Below are 15,680 nucleotides of genomic sequence, written 5' to 3' on the forward strand. Positions count from 1 at the left end.
CCGACAGGGCCGTCTGTGCTGGTCAGGGGCTTGCCGGGGTATTTCTGTGATTCTGTGATTTCTGTGGCGGGGGTCAGGCGGTCGGGTCGATCAGGCGAGGGTGAACCAGGTAGCGGGGGAGGGTGGCCGGCCGCGTCCTCCGGTGCGGTGGACGGCTTGGGCGCGCACGTAGCCGTGGTCTTCCAGCAGAGCCAGCACCGGATCGAGGTCGTTGGCGGTGCGGAACTCGGAGCGGGAGAGCTTGACCATCAGGTCCCGCTTGCTGACCTCGCGCCACCCATGGGTGCGGAGTGCTTCCAGCACGGTGCGGGCCCGTTCGGCGATGCGGTCGGCGCCCATGGAATCGAACGCGGCGAGGCTGTGGCTGATGAAGCCGCTACCGCACAACCCACGCCTCCATGGTTCATGCCGTGCGTGGCATACCCCTACAAGGGCCGCAATAGCCCGGGTCGTAGATGGTGTTCCGCTGGGTGGTGTAGTCGGTCGGAGTGCCCCGGAACGCCATGGACCGATTCCCGCGGTCGGTGCCGGACCTCACCCGACGCCCGTTCGTCCTGCTCCACACGAACGTCCACCGGGCCAACGTGGTGCTGACGCCCCGTGGAGGACGGCGAGCCCTTGGACGAGGGTGTGGCGGCGCAGGTGCTGCGGTGGTGGCACACCGAGGACCGGGCCGGAGAACTCTTGCTTCGGCGGTCCCTGCACGTGCCCGGAACTGTGGCTTCCGTCATGGCGAATGTGATCTTGTCCTGATGGGATCGCCGGATGCTCGGTTTCCTCCTCCGTCTCCTGCCCTTCTGGGTCCGCGAACCCCTGCTCATCGCGGTCGGGTCGGTCCTCGGCGTACGCATCATGTATCTCGCCTTCCGCGATCACGATCGGGTCGCGGCCGGTCTCGGCATGGTGTTCCTCGTGTTCACCGCGATACGCGTCTACGTGGTGATCCGGGCCCTGCGCGCACGCCGGAACCCGAGTCCGGCAGCCTCCGCGGACGGGGCGGGAGTCGCTGCTGCCGCCCACACTCAGGCCGAGGCCCGCACTCAGGCCCAGGCCCAGGCCGGAACCGGGCCGCGGCCCGGCCCGAGGACTCCGGAGAAGGAGCACAACGCATGGAGCCAGGCCGTCGCGGCCGTGGCCGTGTTCGGGGCAATCGCGGCCGTGCTGTGGCTGTCCCCACGCTTCGTGCCGTCCCACGACAACGCCGCGCAGCCCGCCTCGTGTTCGGGCGGGGCGCACGAGAAGCTTCCGAAGGCCTACAAGGACACACCCCGGCCTGTGACCGGTGAAGAGCTGTGCAAAGCGCTCAACCGGCCGGATCTGGCCGAGCTCCTTGGAACGCCCGGAGAGACCGCGACCTCTGTCTCCAGCACCAACAACACCGCTCCTCTGACTGATGGGAGGGTCGCCCAGCCGGAGGCCGAGGTCACGTTCGACACGTACACCGTGAATGTCTCGGCCACTTACAACCAGCTGACGACCGACCAGTACGTGAAGCTGATGAAGTTCGGGGACGAGCAGGACATCAAGACGCTCACGCTTCTCGGCCGGCCCGCGGTCCTCTTCTCGGATCACACCATGAAGATCGAGATCAATCTCGGGAGTGGTGGCGGATCCGGCGGACCGGTCGAACAAGGCCCGCCGGCCAGGACGCTGTCCATGGCCCTGGACCGTGATGACCGAGGCGGCTACTGCGACATCACCGTGTGGAGCAAGTCCGGAGCCCTCCCGAACGACAGCGCTCTCCTCGACGTCGCCGAGAAGGTCCTTGCGAGGGTCCCCGAACGAACTGTCCACTGAGACGCCGAGAACAAGCGCGAGTTCGGATGCCGACAGTGACGGGCGAGCCCCGGCCACCTCGCTCGAAGGTCGGTGGTCTGGTGCCTCGGTGGTGGGGCGTGTGGGTCAGAGCGGCTGGAGCCGGGTGCGCAGGAGGCAGAACTCGTTGCCTTCCGGGTCGGCCAGGACGTGCCAGCTCTCGGTGCCGGTCTGGCCGACGTCGGCGGGCCTGGCGCCGAGGGCGAGCAGCCGTTCCAGCTCGGCGTCCTGGTCGCGGTCGGTGGCGTTGACGTCGATGTGCAGTCGGAGTTTCCCGGTCCGCGGGGCGTTGCTGGGGCTGAGGATGAGGGTGGGCTGCAGGCCCCCGAAGCCGACGTCGGGCGGCCCGATCTCGATGCTTCCGTCGTCCTCCCGGCCGAGTTCGACGTAGCCGAGGACCTCGCTCCAGAACGCGGCCAGCCGGTCTGCGTCGGCGGCGTCGATGACCAACTCACTGATGCGGCATGCCATGCCCGTCAGTGTACGGAGGCAACCCGGGAATCGATCGTGGGCCGCGTGCTCGTCCCATACGTACGCGCAGTTCGGCTTCGGGCCGGGCTCTGTTGGACCTGCCTCGGCCGGATCTACGAGCAGGCATCCTGAGGCCCTTGCAACCGCGGGTCGCGGCGCCCCCTCCTACTGAGAAGATCGAGGCGCGAACCATCAGGGGGAGATCCATGACCGTCGTTGTGCTGCTCGGGGTACTGCTGCTCGTCGTCGCGGGATGCGTGTGCGTGTTCCGGGATGCCAGGGGTGGTGCCCCCCGATGGGTCCACGTCGTCGCGGTCGTGACGATCGCGGCCGGCGAGGTGCTGAGCCGTTCCAGCAAGCGCGGTCGCGGCAGCGGTGGCGGTGGTGGCGGCGGCGATGACGACTGATGCCGCCTGAGTGGCGCCCGAGGGCTTCTGAATCCGCGGGCGGCTGTCTCCTGGACCCACTTCGCCCTCGCGGGCCGGGCGCTCCGTACCCGTCGGGCCGTCGGGCCGACGGGTACACAGCGTCGGTGCGCCGGTCCGTCGACCCGCCAGCCCGCCAGTCGACCCGTCGGTCCCGACCGGCCCCCAACCGCGTGGCTAGGCCCCGGACACCGTCCGCTCCTGGTCGACCCGCGCCGTTCCTCCCAGTCGGATCCGCTGTCCCCGGTGGCCGGACGAGTATGCCGTCGCGCTGATCGTGGCGGGGTTGCCGAGTGCGTCGCCCATGTCGATGGTGAGCTCGGCGGTGCCCTGTCCGGCCAGGTGTGCGGCGAGGCAGGCGCTGCTGTTGGCGTTGGCGATGTCCTCCGGGACGCCGATCGACGGTGCGAACATACGGGCCGCGAGGGAGCCGGAGGGCGACGGCGGGGAGTAGGCGTACGCGCCCAGCAGGCCGAAGCGGTCGCAGGCGTCGCGGAGTCGGTCGAGGTCCGGGGTCAGCGCGGCGAGGGCCGCTCGGTCGGGAACGGGCACCAGGAGCCGTTCTCTCCCCAACCCCGCGACACGCATGTCCGAGCCGGACTCGTCCGGCACCAGACCCAGGGCGGACAAGGCCAGGGTGCGTTCGGCTTCGGTCGGTTCGCGCAGGTCGACCGGGCCGGGGTCGAAGGCGGCGGCGAAGTGGACGCCGCGCGGTTCGGACCAGCCGTCGAAGACGCGCGTCGATGTCCGCAAGGTGACCCGGCGGGACGCTGGGGCGCCGTCGCGCGACGCGAGGTACGCCAGTGCGGCGACCGTTCCGTGTCCGCAGGCCTGCAACTCCCCCTCCGCGGTGAAGAATCGCAGGTCCGCGATCGGTTCGCGGGACTCGCCGGGGTGCACGCGGACGAAGACGGCGTGCGACGTACCCGACTCCGCCGGCACCCGGCGCCGCTCCGCGTCACGGAGGCTCAGCGGCGCCTCCTCCAGCACCACCGCCGTGGGGCTGCCGCCCGAGCCGTCGCGCAGGCAGGCACGGACGAGGGTCACGGACGGCTCTGTCACTGTTCGCCCTCCAGTGTGGCGTGGCCGGGTCGTCCTCCAGCGTGCCTTGCCCGGTCGCCCCGCAACACGGCGTGACCCCCCGGTCGCCCTCCAGCATGGCGTGACCCGGTCGCCCCCGGCACGGCGCGACCCGCTCGCCCCCACCGGAACGGCGCGACCAGTTCGCCCCCAGCACGGCGTGGCCCGTTCGCCCTCCAGCATGGCGCGACCCTTTCGCCCCGCACAACGCGGCGCGGCCCGTCCTCGCGACCTTCTCCGCAGTGGGCACCCTCCTGGAGCGGCAAGAGGCAGCCTCAGGGGCCTGTGCCCGCGGAAGGCACCGAGCCCCATCCCCAGCGCCTGAGCGTCAGAGTCCGGCACCGGGCATCAATCGCCTGAGTCCGGCACCGGGCATCGAGCGCCGGAATCCGGCACCGGGCGTTACGCGGATGCCCGCTTGCGCGGTGCCGTCTTCTTCGTGGTCGTCTTCTTGGCGGCGGTCTTCTTGGCCGACGTCCGGGAGCCGGCCGTGCCGCCGGTCGACTTGGCGGTGGCACCGTCGGTCGTCTTGGCGGTCGTCTTGGCGGTGGACTTCCTCGCTGTCGACTTCTTCGCCGTCGACTTCTTCGCCGCGGTCTTCTTGGCCGCCGCCTTCTTCGCCGTGGACGTCGACTTCTTGCCGCCGACCTCCTTGGGCGCCGTACGGGCCGGTCTTCGGGCGGCGGACTTGCGGGCCGGCAGGTGGGTGACCTCGGCGTCCTCGCCGGTCCCGGTGGTCTCCTCGGCCTCTTCGGTCTCCTCGCCCCGCGATTCCTTGGCCGCGCGCACGCTCTTCTCCAGGGCGGCCATCAGGTCCAGCACCTTGCCGCCGGACTTCTCCCCGGAGGGGGCGGCGGGTGCCTCGTGGCCCTCGGCCTTGGCGGTGACGAGTTCCTCGACGGCCTCGCGGTAGTCGTCGTGCAGATCCGCGAGGTCGACCTCGCCGAGGGTGTCCATCAGGGCGTCGGCCAGGTCGAGTTCCTTGTCGCGGACGGTGACGTCGGCGTCCGGGGCGACCTCGTCGGTGGCCCGGATCTCGTCCGGCCAGAGCAGGCCGTGCATGGCGATCACGTCGCCGACGACGCGCAGCATGCCGAGCCGCTCCCGCCCGCGCAGCGCGAATTTCGCCACGGCGACCTTCTGGCTGCGCTTGAGGGCCTCGCGCAGCAGGACGTACGGCTTGGCGGCCGGGACGCCGTTCGCGGAAAGGTAGTACGCCGTGTCCATCTGGAGCGGGTCGATCCGGTCGGCCGGGACAAAGGCCACGATCTCGATCGTCCGGGCGGTCGGGATGGGGAGCGAGGCCAGATCCTCGTCCGTGATCGGGATCAGGGTGCCGTCCGCGTCCTCGTAGGCCTTGCCGATCTCCGCGGTCGAGACCTCGCTGTCCTCCAGTTCGCAGACCTTGCGGTAGCGGATGCGGCCGCCGTCGTCGAGGTGGATCTGACGGAAGGAGATCGAGTGGCTCTCCGTGGCGTTCACGACCTTGATGGGGATGCTGACCAGGCCGAAGGAGATGGCGCCGTTCCAGATGGATCGCACGTGCAGCACCCTTCCGATCACTTTGAGCCGTTTTTGTGCCTTTTTCGTGGGATTCTCATCGTATGACGCCGATCACGGAGGTGGAGGGCAGAAGACTCACGCTCACCAACCTGGAGAAGGTCCTCCATCCGGCCACCGGCTTCACCAAGGGCGAGGTGCTGCACTACTACGCCACCGTGGCGGATGTACTGCTCCCCCACCTGCGTGACCGACCGGTCTCCTTCCTCCGCTATCCCGACGGGCCGGACGGACAGGTCTTCTTCACCAAGAACGTGCCGCCCGGTACGCCCGCCTGGGTCAGAACGGCCGAGGTGCCGCGCACCGAGGGGCCCGCGCGTATGGTCCTCGTTCAGGACCTGGCCTCGCTCATGTGGGCGGCGAACCTCGTGACCGAGTTCCACACACCGCAGTGGACGATCGGCACACCCGGGATCGCCGACCGGATCGTGTTCGACCTCGATCCGGGGGCGCCGGCGACGGTCGTGGAGTGCTGCGAGGTGGCGTTGTGGCTGCGCGAGCGGCTGGCCGGCGACGGGATCGAGGCGTACGCGAAGTCGTCCGGCTCGAAGGGGCTGCATCTGCTGGCCGCCGTCGCGCCGACCCCCTCCGCCGATGTCAGCGCGTACGCGAAGGAACTGGCCGTGGAGGCGGAGAAGGCGCTGCCCCGGCAGGTCGTGCACCGGATGACGCGGAGCCTGCGGCCCGGGAAGGTGTTCGTCGACTGGAGCCAGAACGCCGGCCGCAAGACGACGGCCACCCCCTACACGCTCAGGGCGCGGGCGGAGCCGACGGTCTCGGCGCCCGTGACCTGGGACGAGGTCGAGGCGTGCGGGACACCGGACCGGCTGGTCTTCCGGGCACCGGACATCGCGTCCCGGGTGCGGGAGTTCGGCGACCTGCTGGCCCCGCTGTTCGACCCGGACCGCGCGAGCCCGCTGCCCTGAGCGCCCCGGCGGAGAGCTCACGGAGCGTACGGGTCCGGATCACACCCGCAGCCAGGTGCGCCGGTCCCGGGCCATCGCGTGCAGGGCCTCCACGTCGGCCGGCTTGAGCACCCCGCCGAGCCGGGCGAGGCCCGCGAGGTCGGTGTCCGGCAGGACGCGGACCCCGCGCGGTGGCGCCGGCGCGTCGAGGCCGGCGGGGCCGACCACGGCGAGGACGGCGTGGACCTCGGCCGTCAGGGCATGGGACGCGCGGTCGGCGCCCGCGCGGACCCGGCGGAGCAGCGGGTGCGGTTCGCGGCGCCCGACGGCGACCATCGGGTGGGCGACCCGGACGCGCTGCTTGCGGGCGTACAGAGCGTGGACGCAGAAGAGGCCGGCGGGGCCGATCGCCAGGTGATGGACGCGGTCTCCGCCCGGGAGCGGGATCGAGTGCAGCGTGTGCCAGCCGCCCCCCTCCAGCCGGTCCAGGGCCTCGCCGACGGCCTGCTCGGCGGCGAGTGCGCGGCGGCGCGGGTCGGGGCGCAGCCGGTGCGCCGGGCCCGGGTCGCGGTCGAGGGCGATCAGCAGGGCCTCGCCGGGCCGGTTCGGCGCGAGATCGTCGTCCGGGTGGAGTGTCAGCCGGGCCAGCTCGGCCGGGGTGGGGACGGGCGGCGGCCCGACCGTCACCGGGCCGGTCAGGAACGGGCCCAGCGCATCGAGCACGTCCTCGCGCCGGTCCTCGCTGAGCAGGTTGACCCGGGCCGCCTCACGGTCGTACCAGGCGACGTTCCTCCCGTCGGTCAGGCACACGTACAGGCGCTCCCGTCCGTGGCGCCAGGCCGGTATGACGCGCAGTCGGTTCATGCACCATCACCCCACGACCATGGGAACAGGCGGGGTGCTCCAGGGGCAAGAACCCGGTTACCTTTGTGAGTAGTTGGGGGAGTTGGGTGGGAGGCCCCGTTGCGGACTCGCAGGAAGTATCCGGATGTTCCGTCCCCGGACAGCCCGTGGAGCGAGATCGTGCCCGGCCTGTGGATGGGCGGCCACGAGTTCGCGGGGCGTTCGGGACAGCCCGAATCCGCCGTCGTACGCGATGAGTTCGACCTGGTCCTGTCGCTGCTGCGGCTGCCGGGGCACGGGCCCGACCCGGGGGTCGAACACTATGTGTGGCCGATACCGGACGGACCGTTGGACGGTACACAGCTCACGGGGGTCATGCGGCTCGCGCGGGCCGCCGACGACGCGCTGGAGGACGGGCGCCAGGTGCTCGTCCGCTGCTATCACGGCTACAACCGCTCGGGGCTGGTCGTCGCGCACGCGCTCGTCCTCGCTGGGCACACCACCGACGACGCGATACAGCTGATCAGGGCCCGGCGCTCACCCTGGGCGCTGCACAACGAACTCTTCGTGGAGTACCTGCGGGCCGGGCTCACCACGGCTCGCCTCCTCGAGGAACTCGCGGAGTAGGAGCGCTCGGGCGCACGGCCACGACCCGGGTGAAGAAAAAGGACTTCTGCGTGAATAAGGTGTACGGGGCGACTGCCGGCCGTCCCTGAGCCGTGCCCGATGGCCCGGCGCGGGGCCCTCGTGGACGGCCACCGCGCCGACGGCAGCACTTCCTTCGCCGATCTCGTGCGGTAGCGGCGCGGCAGCGCCCGCGGACGGGGCGGCCCGGACACAGGAGCGCAGTGATCCACAGCCGCCTCGCACGCGGGACGGGCGGACCCCGACGCGCCGTCCTCGGCGCCGCCGTCGCCGCCGTGCTGGCGGCGTCCCTGGCGGGCTGCGGCGACTCCGGCGCTCCGCGCGGCGCGGGCGCGACCCCCACCGCCGTCGGCCCGACCAGACTCTGGCCGCAGCTGCCGCCCGCCTCGACACCCGCGATCGACTACGGCGAGGCGGACACCGAGACCGTCAAGGGCGTCACGGCACCCGGCGACGACATCCACCGGGTCGATCCGGTGGCCGTGGTACGCGCCGAGGTCGCCGCCCACCCGGACGACTACAGCGGGCCGCACGCGATGTACGCCCAGACGGTCCAGCGGCTCAAGGACTGCGGGGAGCGGGGCGCACGGGGCGGGAAGTGCCCGGTCCTCCAGGCGTACTACCGCGACCTGACGGGCGACGGGAAGGACGACATGGTGCTCGGCATCCGCTTCCCCGCCCACCAGTTGGCGGTACGCGTGTACGCGTTCCTGCGCCACCGGCTGGTGCAGGTCATGGGCACCTCGGACAGCGTGGTCAGCGTGGAGCTCGCGGGCCGTGACGTGATCATCCGCTCGCCCTCGACCCTGCCGGGATACGAGTTCCGTACGGTCTGGTCCTGGGACCCGCACCAGAACGCGATGCTGGCGGCCCGCGACGAGATCCTGCGGGTCGGACCGCCGACACCGCCGGGCCGACCCACGCCGGCACCGTCGGCCGCCCCCTCCGCTTCCCTCTCCCCCTCCGCCCCCCTCGCCCCCTCCCCCACGGTCTCCCCGTCCGCGAGCGGCTCATGAGGCGGCTCAAGAGGCGGCCCCTGCGCCTGCCGCAGTGGACCGCCACCCTCACCTGGAAGGCGGCCGCGTTCATCGCGGTGATGTGCTGCGGTCTCGCCGCCCTGCTGGGCGTCCTCGTGCATGTCTCGGTGACCGACCAGACCGTCGGCGAGGCGCGCGGCCGCGCGCTGGACCGGCTCACCGACGTCACGGCGGCCTACGAGGCGGGAGACCGGCTGCCGCCGGGCGCGGGCGTCGACCCTCCGGGGCTGCCCGCGCGGCTGCGGGAGCTGGCGGTGCACGGGAAGCGCGGGTCGATGGTCGGCGACCACGACTCGCACCCCACGATGTGGGCGGCCGGGCCCGCCGACGGTGGACGCGCGCTGGCCGTCCAGTACGACTACGCCCAGGGCGCCCACACCATCGACGCGCTGGACCGGGCGATCGTGTGGTCGTCGGCGCTGGCGATCGGCGTGACGCTGCTGGTGGGGGCGTTCGCGGTGACACGGGTGACCCGTCGGCTGCACTCGACGGCGCGGGTGGCGCGCCAGATCAGCGGAGGCGACCTGGACGCGCGCGTCAACGACCCGCGTGCCCAGGATCCGACGCGTCCGCAGGACGAGGTGGCCGCGGTCGCCGGAGCGCTCGACACGATGGCGTCGTCGTTGCAGGGCAAACTGCTGAGCGAGCAGCGGTTCACCGCGGACGTGGCGCACGAGCTGCGGACTCCGCTGACCGGGCTGCACGCGGCGGCCGAACTGCTCCCGCCGGGGCGGCCGACGGAGCTGGTGCGCGACCGGGTGGCCGCACTGCGCACCCTCACCGAGGACCTTCTGGAGATCTCCCGTCTGGACGCCCGCAGCGAGCGTCTGGAGCTGGACTCGGAGCCGTTGGTGCCGCTGGCCGAGCGGGTGGTGCGCGCGTCGGGGACCGACACCGCGGTCCGGGTGGTGCGGGGTGCGCGGGTCGAGACCGACCGGCGCCGGCTGGAGCGGGTGCTCGGGAATCTGGTGGCCAACGCCCACAAGCACGGCAGGGGGCCGGTGGTCCTGACCCTGGACGGCCCGGTCGTCACCGTCCGGGATCACGGGGACGGCTATCCGGACTACCTCGTGGAGCACGGGCCGCAGCGATTCCGCACCGAGAGCGGTTCCAAGGGCCATGGCCTCGGCCTGACCATCGCGCTCGGCCAGGCGGAGGTCCTGGGCGCGCGCCTGGCGTTCGCCAACGCCCCGGACGGCGGAGCGGTGGCGACGCTGACGCTCCCTCAGAGCGGGCGGGAGGAGCCCGGCGTCTCCGATGGCGGAGTGTGAACTGCGCTCTCCGGCTCCCGATCCTAATGTGGCGATAAGTCAGGTTCACCCCCTTTCCGGAGGAGCCCCCATGTCCCTGCGATCCACGTACACCCGAATCGGCATAACGCTCGCCGCCGGCAGCCTCGTCGCCCTCGCCGCGGCCACCCCCGCCCTCGCCGACGGCGATGGGGGCTCCGGAAGCGGTGGCACCCAGCAGTGGAGCAACGGCGGCGGAGACAGCGGCACCGGCACCGGCACCGGCCAGACCTGGACCAACGGCGGCACCGGCGGTGACGGCGCCCAACAGGGCACCGGTGGCGGGGGCGACGGCGGCACCGGCCAGACGTGGAACAACGGCGGTGGCGGCGGCGACGGCGGCACCGGCCAGACCTGGACCAACGGCGGCACCGGCGGTGACGGCGCCCAACAGGGCACCGGTGGCGGGGGCGACGGCGGCACCGGCCAGACGTGGAACAACGGTGGTGGCGGGGGCGACGGCGGCACCGGCCAGACCTGGAACAACGGCGGTGGTGGCGGCGACGGCCGCGAACCGGCGACCGGCAACAGCCAGAACGACCCGCGCCTGTACAAGGGCAGGATCACCGCCAGCGACGGGCTGGCCCTGCACAGCGCCCCGACCCGCGGCAGCCAGCTGATCCGCGTGGCGCGGTACGGCGAGATCGTCTCCATCTACTGCAAGACCCCGGGCCAGAACGTCCAGGGCAACCCCCTCTGGTACCTCCTCACGGACGGCACCTGGGCCTGGGGCGCCGCTCGCTACATCGACAACATCGGCCCCTCCCCCCGCTGGTGCTGACACCCCCGAAGACGAACCGGAACGGCCTGTCCGTCATCACATAACGGGACATCGGGTCGCCCGCTTGCTACGTTCCGGACATGATCCAGCCCGGAATGTCCGGAACGGCCGTGGCGGCGGACCCGGCCCCTCCCGCCGAACGCCTGCCCAGGCGCCGTGGCATCGAATTCACCCTCATCGTCGTCGCCGTCCTGCTCTGCGTGTACGGCTACTGCGCTGTCGGTCTCGCCAAGAACGGCACCGTCCCGCCCGGCGCCGCCGGTTACGGCGCCGGGCTCGGCGTGCTCGCGCTGCTCGCCCACGTCGCCGTCCGCCTGAGGGCCCCGCACGCCGATCCGCTGCTGCTCCCCATCGCCGTCCTCCTCAACGGCCTCGGCCTGGTGCTGATCTACCGGCTCGATCTGGAGACGCCGACCGACCAGGCGGCGCCCATCCAGCTCATCTGGTCGACGCTCGGCGTCGCGTTCTTCATCGTCGCCGTGCTCTTCCTGCGCGACCACCGCGTCCTCCAGCGCTACACCTACGTCTCGGTGGTCTGCGCGCTCGCCCTGCTCGTCCTGCCGATCTTCTTCCCGGCGGTGAACGGCGCCCGCATCTGGATCCGGATCGCCGGATTCTCCATCCAGCCGGGCGAGTTCGCGAAGGTGCTCCTCGCCGTCTTCTTCGCCGGCTACCTCGCCGCCAACCGCAACGCCCTCGCCTACAGCGGCCGCCAGATCTGGCGGTTCCGCCGGCTCCAGCTGCCCACCGGCCGTGTCCTCGGCCCGATCGTCGCGATCTGGCTGCTGAGCGTGCTGGTGCTGGTCCTGGAGCGGGACCTCGGGACCTCGCTGCTCTTCTTCGGCCTGTTCGTGATCCTGCTGTACGTCGCCACCGGCCGCACCGGCTGGATCGCGGTGGGGCTGCTGCTGGCCTGTGTCGGCGCGGTCGCCGTCGGCCGGCTGGAGCCGCATGTGCACAGCCGGGTGCAGGACTGGCTGGACCCCTTCGCGTCGATCGCCGCGGGCCGGGGCCCCAACCAACTCGCCCAGTCCCTCTTCGCGTTCGCGGCCGGCGGGATGCTCGGCACCGGCCTCGGGCTCGGCCACTCGATCCTCATCGGCTTCGCCGCCAAGTCCGACTTCATCCTGGCGACCGCGGGCGAGGAGCTCGGACTGGTCGGCCTGTCCGCGATCTTCCTCCTCTACGCCCTCCTCGTGGAGCGCGGCTACCGCGCGGGGCTCGCCCTGCGCGACCCCTTCGGCCGGCTTCTCGCGATCGGCCTCGCCTCGATCGTGGCCCTCCAGGTCTTCGTCATCGCGGGCGGCGTGACCGGGCTGATCCCGCTGACCGGCATGGCGATGCCCTTCCTCGCCCAGGGCGGCTCCTCGGTCGTCACCAACTGGATCATCGTGGCACTGCTGATCCGGATCAGCGACTGCGCCCGCGGTCAGTACGACGGGACACCGGCGCCATGACCAAATACATCCGCCGGGCCATGGGACTGTGCGCCGTACTGCTGGTCGCCCTCCTCGTGAACGCCGCCCGCGTCCAGGTCGTCCAGGCCCCGTCGCACGACCACAACCCCGCCAACCGCCGTCAGGCGATCGCCCGTTACGGCCAGCCCCGCGGCGACATCGTCGTCGGCGGCCGCACGGTCACCGGCTCCAAGGACACCGGCGAGCAGCTCCGCTACGAACGGACCTACCGGGACGGCCCGTTGTACGCGTCCGTCACCGGCTTCGCCTCGCAGCTGTACGGGACGACGTTGCTGGAGAGCACCGAGGACGGCATCCTGTCCGGCGCCGACCCGATGCTCGCCCCGTTTCCGCTGCTGAACGACGTCACCCGGGCGCGGAACCCCGGCGGCGAAGTCGTCACCACCCTCGACGCGGCGGCGCAGCGCGCGGCCTACGAGGGGCTCGGCCCCCGGCGGGGGGCGGTCGCCGCGATCGAGCCGTCCACCGGCCGGATCCTGGCACTGGTCTCCACGCCCTCGTACGATCCCGCGGAGCTGTCCGGGACGGGGCCGGCCGTGACGAAGGCCTGGGCGCGGCTCAACGGCGCGGACGACAAGCCGATGCTCAACCGGGCGATCCGGCAGACGTATCCGCCAGGGTCGACGTTCAAGGTGGTGACCGCCGCGGCGGCGCTGGACTCGGGCGTGGTGAGCGACGTGGACGAGCCGAGCAGGTCGCCGAATCCCTACCGGCTCCCCGGCACCACGACGAGGCTCACGAACGAGATCGAGGGCTGCGAGGACGCCTCCCTGCGGTACGCCTTCACCTGGTCCTGCAACACGGTCTTCGCGAAACTGGGCGTCGACGTAGGGCTCGACGCCATGACGAGGACGGCGGCGGACTTCGGCTTCAACGACCGCAAGCTGCGCATCCCCTTCTCGGTGGCGCCCAGCAATTTCGACCTGCGGCTCGACAAGGCGCAGCTGGCGCTCTCCTCCATCGGCCAGTTCGACACCCGCGCGACTCCGCTGCAGATGGCGATGATCTCGGCGGCCGTGGCGGGGGACGGCACGGTCAAGACGCCCTACCTGGTGGAGAGGACGACCACACGGGGCGGCGGAACGCTGGCCACGACCGGACCGCGGACCCTCCACCAGGCGATGAGCCCGTCGACGGCGCAGCGCATGCGCGAGCTGATGACCGACGTGGTGGAGGACGGCACGGGAACCGTCGCCGCCATCCCCGGCGCCACCGTCGGCGGGAAGACCGGCACCGCCCAGCACGGCATCGGCAACTCCGGTACCCCGTACGCCTGGTTCATCTCCTGGGCGCGGGCCGACGACTCCATGGAGCCCGCGGTGGCCGTCGCGGTCGTCGTGGAGGACGCGGCGGCGCACCGGGGGGACATCACCGGGGGCGGGTTCGCGGGGCCGATCGCACGGGCGGTGATGGAGGCGGTGCTGGGGTCGCGACAACGGGGGTGAGGGGATGGCCAGGGGGTGGGTGAAAGGGTGGCGAGGGCGCGTGCGCGGGGTGGGTGTTCTCTCACTGCGTGAGACGGGGGGTGCGGCCGCCGCCCCGGCCGACCTAACGTTCGGTCATGACTCTGCCGACAGCCTCGTACGAGCTCGCCCAGGTCAACATCGGCCGCCTCAAAGCACCTTTGGACTCACCCCTGTTGAAGGACTTCGTGGAAGCCCTCGACCCCGTGAACGCCGTCGCAGACGCGGCGGACGGATTCGTCTGGCGTCTGCAGAGCGACTCCGGCAACGCCACGGACGTTCCCGTCCTCGGCGACGAATGGCTGATCATCAACATGTCCACCTGGCGCGACACGGACGCGCTGACGGCGTTCATGTACCAGGGGCAGCACCGTGAGCTGCTGGCGCGGCGCCGTGAGTGGTTCGAGCGGCTGGAGGAGGCCATGGCGGTGCTCTGGTGGGTCCCGGCCGGCCACCGCCCGACGGTCGCGGAGGCGGAGTCGCGCCTGCTGCGTCTGCGTGAACACGGGCCCACACAGCATGCGTTCACCCTGCGGACGACCTTCCCGCCGCTGGCGCCGGCCATGCCCTAGGCACCCCGGGTATCGCCCAGCGGCGCAGCCGGTCGGGGATGATGCCGGGCGCGGTGCCGTGCCGTGCCGGGGAGCCGTCTCCGGACGGCTTCCCGGCACGCGCGGCCGCGGCAGTGCGCCCGGTCCGGGTCACCGCGCCCTCGGCCGCTCCGGGGTCTCTACGGAGCCCCCTTCTCGATCATCTCCTCGACCTCCGCGACGCGTTCCCGTTCCTCCGCCGCGAACCGTTCCGCGTCCAGCTGTTCGGCGATCTCCTCGTCCTGGGCCATCAGGAGGTCCAGATTGGAGTTGCCCATGTCGAAGACTCCCATGTCGACGTAGGCCTGCTGGAGGCGTTTGCCCCACAGGCCGATGTCCTTGACGCAGGGGACAATGCGACTGAAGAGCAACTGGCGGAAGAGGTGCAGGAATTCGGACTGCTCGCTGTATTCCTCGGCCTCCGCCTTCGGGATGCCGAAGTTCTCCAGGACCTCGACGCCGCGCAGCCGGTCCCGCATCAAGTAGCAGCCCTCGATGACGAATTCCTCGCGTTCACGCAGCTCGGCGTCGGAGAGCTGTTTGTAGTAGTCGCGCAGGGCCATGCGGCCGAAGGCGACATGGCGTGCCTCGTCCTGCATCACATAGGCCAGGATCTGTTTCGGCAGCGGCTTGTCGGTGGTGTCCCTGATCATCCCGAAGGCGGCCAGGGCCAGGCCCTCGATCAGGACCTGCATGCCCAGGTAGGGCATGTCCCAGCGGGAGTCGCGCAGGGTGTCGCCGAGCAGGGCCTGGAGGTTGTCGTTGATCGGGTAGAGCATGCCGATCTTCTCGTGCAGGAAGCGGGCGTAGACCTCCGCGTGCCGGGCCTCGTCCATGGTCTGGGTCGCCGAGTAGAACTTGGCGTCCAGGTCGGGGACCGATTCGACGATCCGCGCCGCGCAGACCATGGCTCCCTGTTCGCCGTGCAGGAACTGGCTGAACTGCCAGGAGGCATAGTGCTTGCGCAGTTCGCCCTTGTCCCGCTCGGTCATCCTCGCCCAGTGCGGGGTGCCGTAGAGGGTCATGGCCTCGTCGGGGGTGCCGAGCGGATCAAGGGGGTCGACCTCCAGGCCCCAGTCGATGCGCTTCTGACCGTCCCACTGTTTGTCCTTGCCCTTCTGGTAGAGGGCGAGCAGCCGGTCACGACCGTCGTCGTACTCCCAGCTGAAGCGCGCCGCCCCCGAGGCCGGTACCTGCCAGAGGGGATCTCCCGAGTCCGTGGCGTACAGCTCATGCGTCGGCATACCTCGCAGGCTCACACGGGGTAGACGCGTCGTCAACAAGTCCGGCACAGGGGA

16 protein-coding genes are annotated in these 15,680 nt (G+C 71.4%); 10 read left to right on the forward strand and 6 right to left on the reverse strand.

All coding sequences use genetic code 11. From position 1 onward, the window contains the following. Positions 1-90: 90 nt before the first annotated feature. Positions 91-387, reverse strand: a complete 297-nt coding sequence (locus OOK38_RS06700) for a hypothetical protein (protein WP_266762728.1) — start codon at positions 385-387, stop codon at positions 91-93. 378 nt (positions 388-765) lie between these two features. Here OOK38_RS06700 and OOK38_RS06705 point away from each other — a divergent pair, with 378 nt between their 5' ends. Next, on the forward strand, positions 766-1,797 hold the full coding sequence (locus OOK38_RS06705) for a DUF6215 domain-containing protein (protein WP_266762726.1): 1,032 nt from the start codon (positions 766-768) through the stop codon (positions 1,795-1,797). 105 nt (positions 1,798-1,902) lie between these two features. Here the strand turns inward: OOK38_RS06705 and OOK38_RS06710 are convergent, their stop codons facing one another. Then, positions 1,903-2,286, reverse strand: a complete 384-nt coding sequence (locus OOK38_RS06710) for a VOC family protein (RefSeq protein ID WP_266762724.1) — start codon at positions 2,284-2,286, stop codon at positions 1,903-1,905. Between the two features lie 206 nt (positions 2,287-2,492). On the opposite strand from OOK38_RS06710, the gene OOK38_RS06715 reads away from it, so the two are divergent. Continuing rightward, positions 2,493-2,693 carry a hypothetical protein gene (locus tag OOK38_RS06715; protein WP_266762723.1) on the forward strand — a complete coding sequence of 67 codons (201 nt, stop codon included), beginning with the start codon at positions 2,493-2,495 and terminating at the stop codon, positions 2,691-2,693. Between the two features lie 195 nt (positions 2,694-2,888). Here OOK38_RS06715 and OOK38_RS06720 read toward each other — a convergent pair whose 3' ends face one another. Together OOK38_RS06720 and OOK38_RS06725 are read right to left on the reverse strand one after the other, a co-directional pair. After that, complete coding sequence (locus OOK38_RS06720) at positions 2,889-3,773, reverse strand: PhzF family phenazine biosynthesis protein (protein WP_266762721.1); 885 nt, start codon at positions 3,771-3,773, stop codon at positions 2,889-2,891. 420 nt (positions 3,774-4,193) lie between these two features. After that, on the reverse strand, positions 4,194-5,342 hold the full coding sequence (locus OOK38_RS06725) for a Ku protein (protein WP_266848229.1): 1,149 nt from the start codon (positions 5,340-5,342) through the stop codon (positions 4,194-4,196). A gap of 53 nt (positions 5,343-5,395) precedes the next feature. Between OOK38_RS06725 and ligD the strand changes: the two genes are divergently transcribed. Continuing rightward, entirely contained in the window at positions 5,396-6,277 is an 882-nt protein-coding gene (gene ligD, locus OOK38_RS06730; RefSeq protein ID WP_266762717.1) for a non-homologous end-joining DNA ligase, read from the forward strand. Between the two features lie 39 nt (positions 6,278-6,316). Here ligD and OOK38_RS06735 read toward each other — a convergent pair whose 3' ends face one another. Continuing rightward, positions 6,317-7,120 carry a nuclease-related domain-containing protein gene (locus OOK38_RS06735; RefSeq protein WP_266762715.1) on the reverse strand — a complete coding sequence of 268 codons (804 nt, stop codon included), beginning with the start codon at positions 7,118-7,120 and terminating at the stop codon, positions 6,317-6,319. A gap of 99 nt (positions 7,121-7,219) precedes the next feature. On the opposite strand from OOK38_RS06735, the gene OOK38_RS06740 reads away from it, so the two are divergent. The 7 genes from OOK38_RS06740 (at position 7,220) to OOK38_RS06770 (ending at position 14,364) form a co-directional block, all read left to right on the forward strand. Next, on the forward strand, positions 7,220-7,726 hold the full coding sequence (locus tag OOK38_RS06740) for a dual specificity protein phosphatase family protein (RefSeq protein WP_266762713.1): 507 nt from the start codon (positions 7,220-7,222) through the stop codon (positions 7,724-7,726). Positions 7,727-7,947: 221 nt separating this feature from the next. After that, a complete protein-coding gene (locus OOK38_RS06745) occupies positions 7,948-8,760 on the forward strand; it encodes a hypothetical protein (RefSeq protein WP_266762711.1) in 813 nt (270 codons plus the stop codon). Continuing rightward, positions 8,757-10,052 (forward strand): ATP-binding protein, encoded by a 1,296-nt coding sequence (locus OOK38_RS06750; RefSeq protein WP_266762709.1) that lies wholly within the window; start codon positions 8,757-8,759, stop codon positions 10,050-10,052. Before OOK38_RS06745 ends, OOK38_RS06750 begins: the two co-directional genes overlap by 4 nt. A 70-nt stretch (positions 10,053-10,122) precedes the next feature. Beyond that, on the forward strand, positions 10,123-10,851 hold the full coding sequence (locus OOK38_RS06755; RefSeq protein WP_266762707.1) for an SH3 domain-containing protein: 729 nt from the start codon (positions 10,123-10,125) through the stop codon (positions 10,849-10,851). Between the two features lie 80 nt (positions 10,852-10,931). Next, entirely contained in the window at positions 10,932-12,308 is a 1,377-nt protein-coding gene (locus OOK38_RS06760) for an FtsW/RodA/SpoVE family cell cycle protein (protein ID WP_266762706.1), read from the forward strand. After that, positions 12,305-13,774, forward strand: coding sequence for a penicillin-binding transpeptidase domain-containing protein (locus OOK38_RS06765; protein ID WP_266762705.1), 1,470 nt, complete (start codon positions 12,305-12,307; stop codon positions 13,772-13,774). The genes OOK38_RS06760 and OOK38_RS06765 overlap by 4 nt, the downstream gene beginning before the upstream one ends. A gap of 116 nt (positions 13,775-13,890) precedes the next feature. Beyond that, a complete protein-coding gene (locus tag OOK38_RS06770; protein WP_266762703.1) occupies positions 13,891-14,364 on the forward strand; it encodes a DUF3291 domain-containing protein in 474 nt (157 codons plus the stop codon). A 158-nt stretch (positions 14,365-14,522) separates the two neighbouring features. Here OOK38_RS06770 and OOK38_RS06775 read toward each other — a convergent pair whose 3' ends face one another. Further along, positions 14,523-15,626, reverse strand: a complete 1,104-nt coding sequence (locus tag OOK38_RS06775; RefSeq protein WP_266762702.1) for a ferritin-like domain-containing protein — start codon at positions 15,624-15,626, stop codon at positions 14,523-14,525. Positions 15,627-15,680: the final 54 nt, after the last annotated feature.

Source organism: Streptomyces sp. NBC_00568 (assembly GCF_026341855.1).
In the GTDB taxonomy this organism is placed as follows: Bacteria; Actinomycetota; Actinomycetes; order Streptomycetales; family Streptomycetaceae; genus Streptomyces.

Excerpts from the sequence above, each read along its gene's own strand:
- OOK38_RS06715 (WP_266762723.1), top strand. The coding sequence starts at position 2,493 with ATGACCGTCGTTGTGCTGCTCGGGGTACTGCTGCTCGTCGTCGCGGGA.
- OOK38_RS06735 (WP_266762715.1), bottom strand. The coding sequence starts at position 7,120 with ATGAACCGACTGCGCGTCATACCGGCCTGGCGCCACGGACGGGAGCGC.
- OOK38_RS06765 (WP_266762705.1), top strand. The coding sequence starts at position 12,305 with ATGACCAAATACATCCGCCGGGCCATGGGACTGTGCGCCGTACTGCTG.
- OOK38_RS06775 (WP_266762702.1), bottom strand. The coding sequence starts at position 15,626 with ATGCCGACGCATGAGCTGTACGCCACGGACTCGGGAGATCCCCTCTGG.
- OOK38_RS06770 (WP_266762703.1), top strand. The coding sequence starts at position 13,891 with ATGACTCTGCCGACAGCCTCGTACGAGCTCGCCCAGGTCAACATCGGC.
- ligD (WP_266762717.1), top strand. The coding sequence starts at position 5,396 with ATGACGCCGATCACGGAGGTGGAGGGCAGAAGACTCACGCTCACCAAC.
- OOK38_RS06750 (WP_266762709.1), top strand. The coding sequence starts at position 8,757 with ATGAGGCGGCTCAAGAGGCGGCCCCTGCGCCTGCCGCAGTGGACCGCC.
- OOK38_RS06760 (WP_266762706.1), top strand. The coding sequence starts at position 10,932 with ATGATCCAGCCCGGAATGTCCGGAACGGCCGTGGCGGCGGACCCGGCC.
- OOK38_RS06710 (WP_266762724.1), bottom strand. The coding sequence starts at position 2,286 with ATGGCATGCCGCATCAGTGAGTTGGTCATCGACGCCGCCGACGCAGAC.
- OOK38_RS06705 (WP_266762726.1), top strand. The coding sequence starts at position 766 with ATGCTCGGTTTCCTCCTCCGTCTCCTGCCCTTCTGGGTCCGCGAACCC.
- OOK38_RS06755 (WP_266762707.1), top strand. The coding sequence starts at position 10,123 with ATGTCCCTGCGATCCACGTACACCCGAATCGGCATAACGCTCGCCGCC.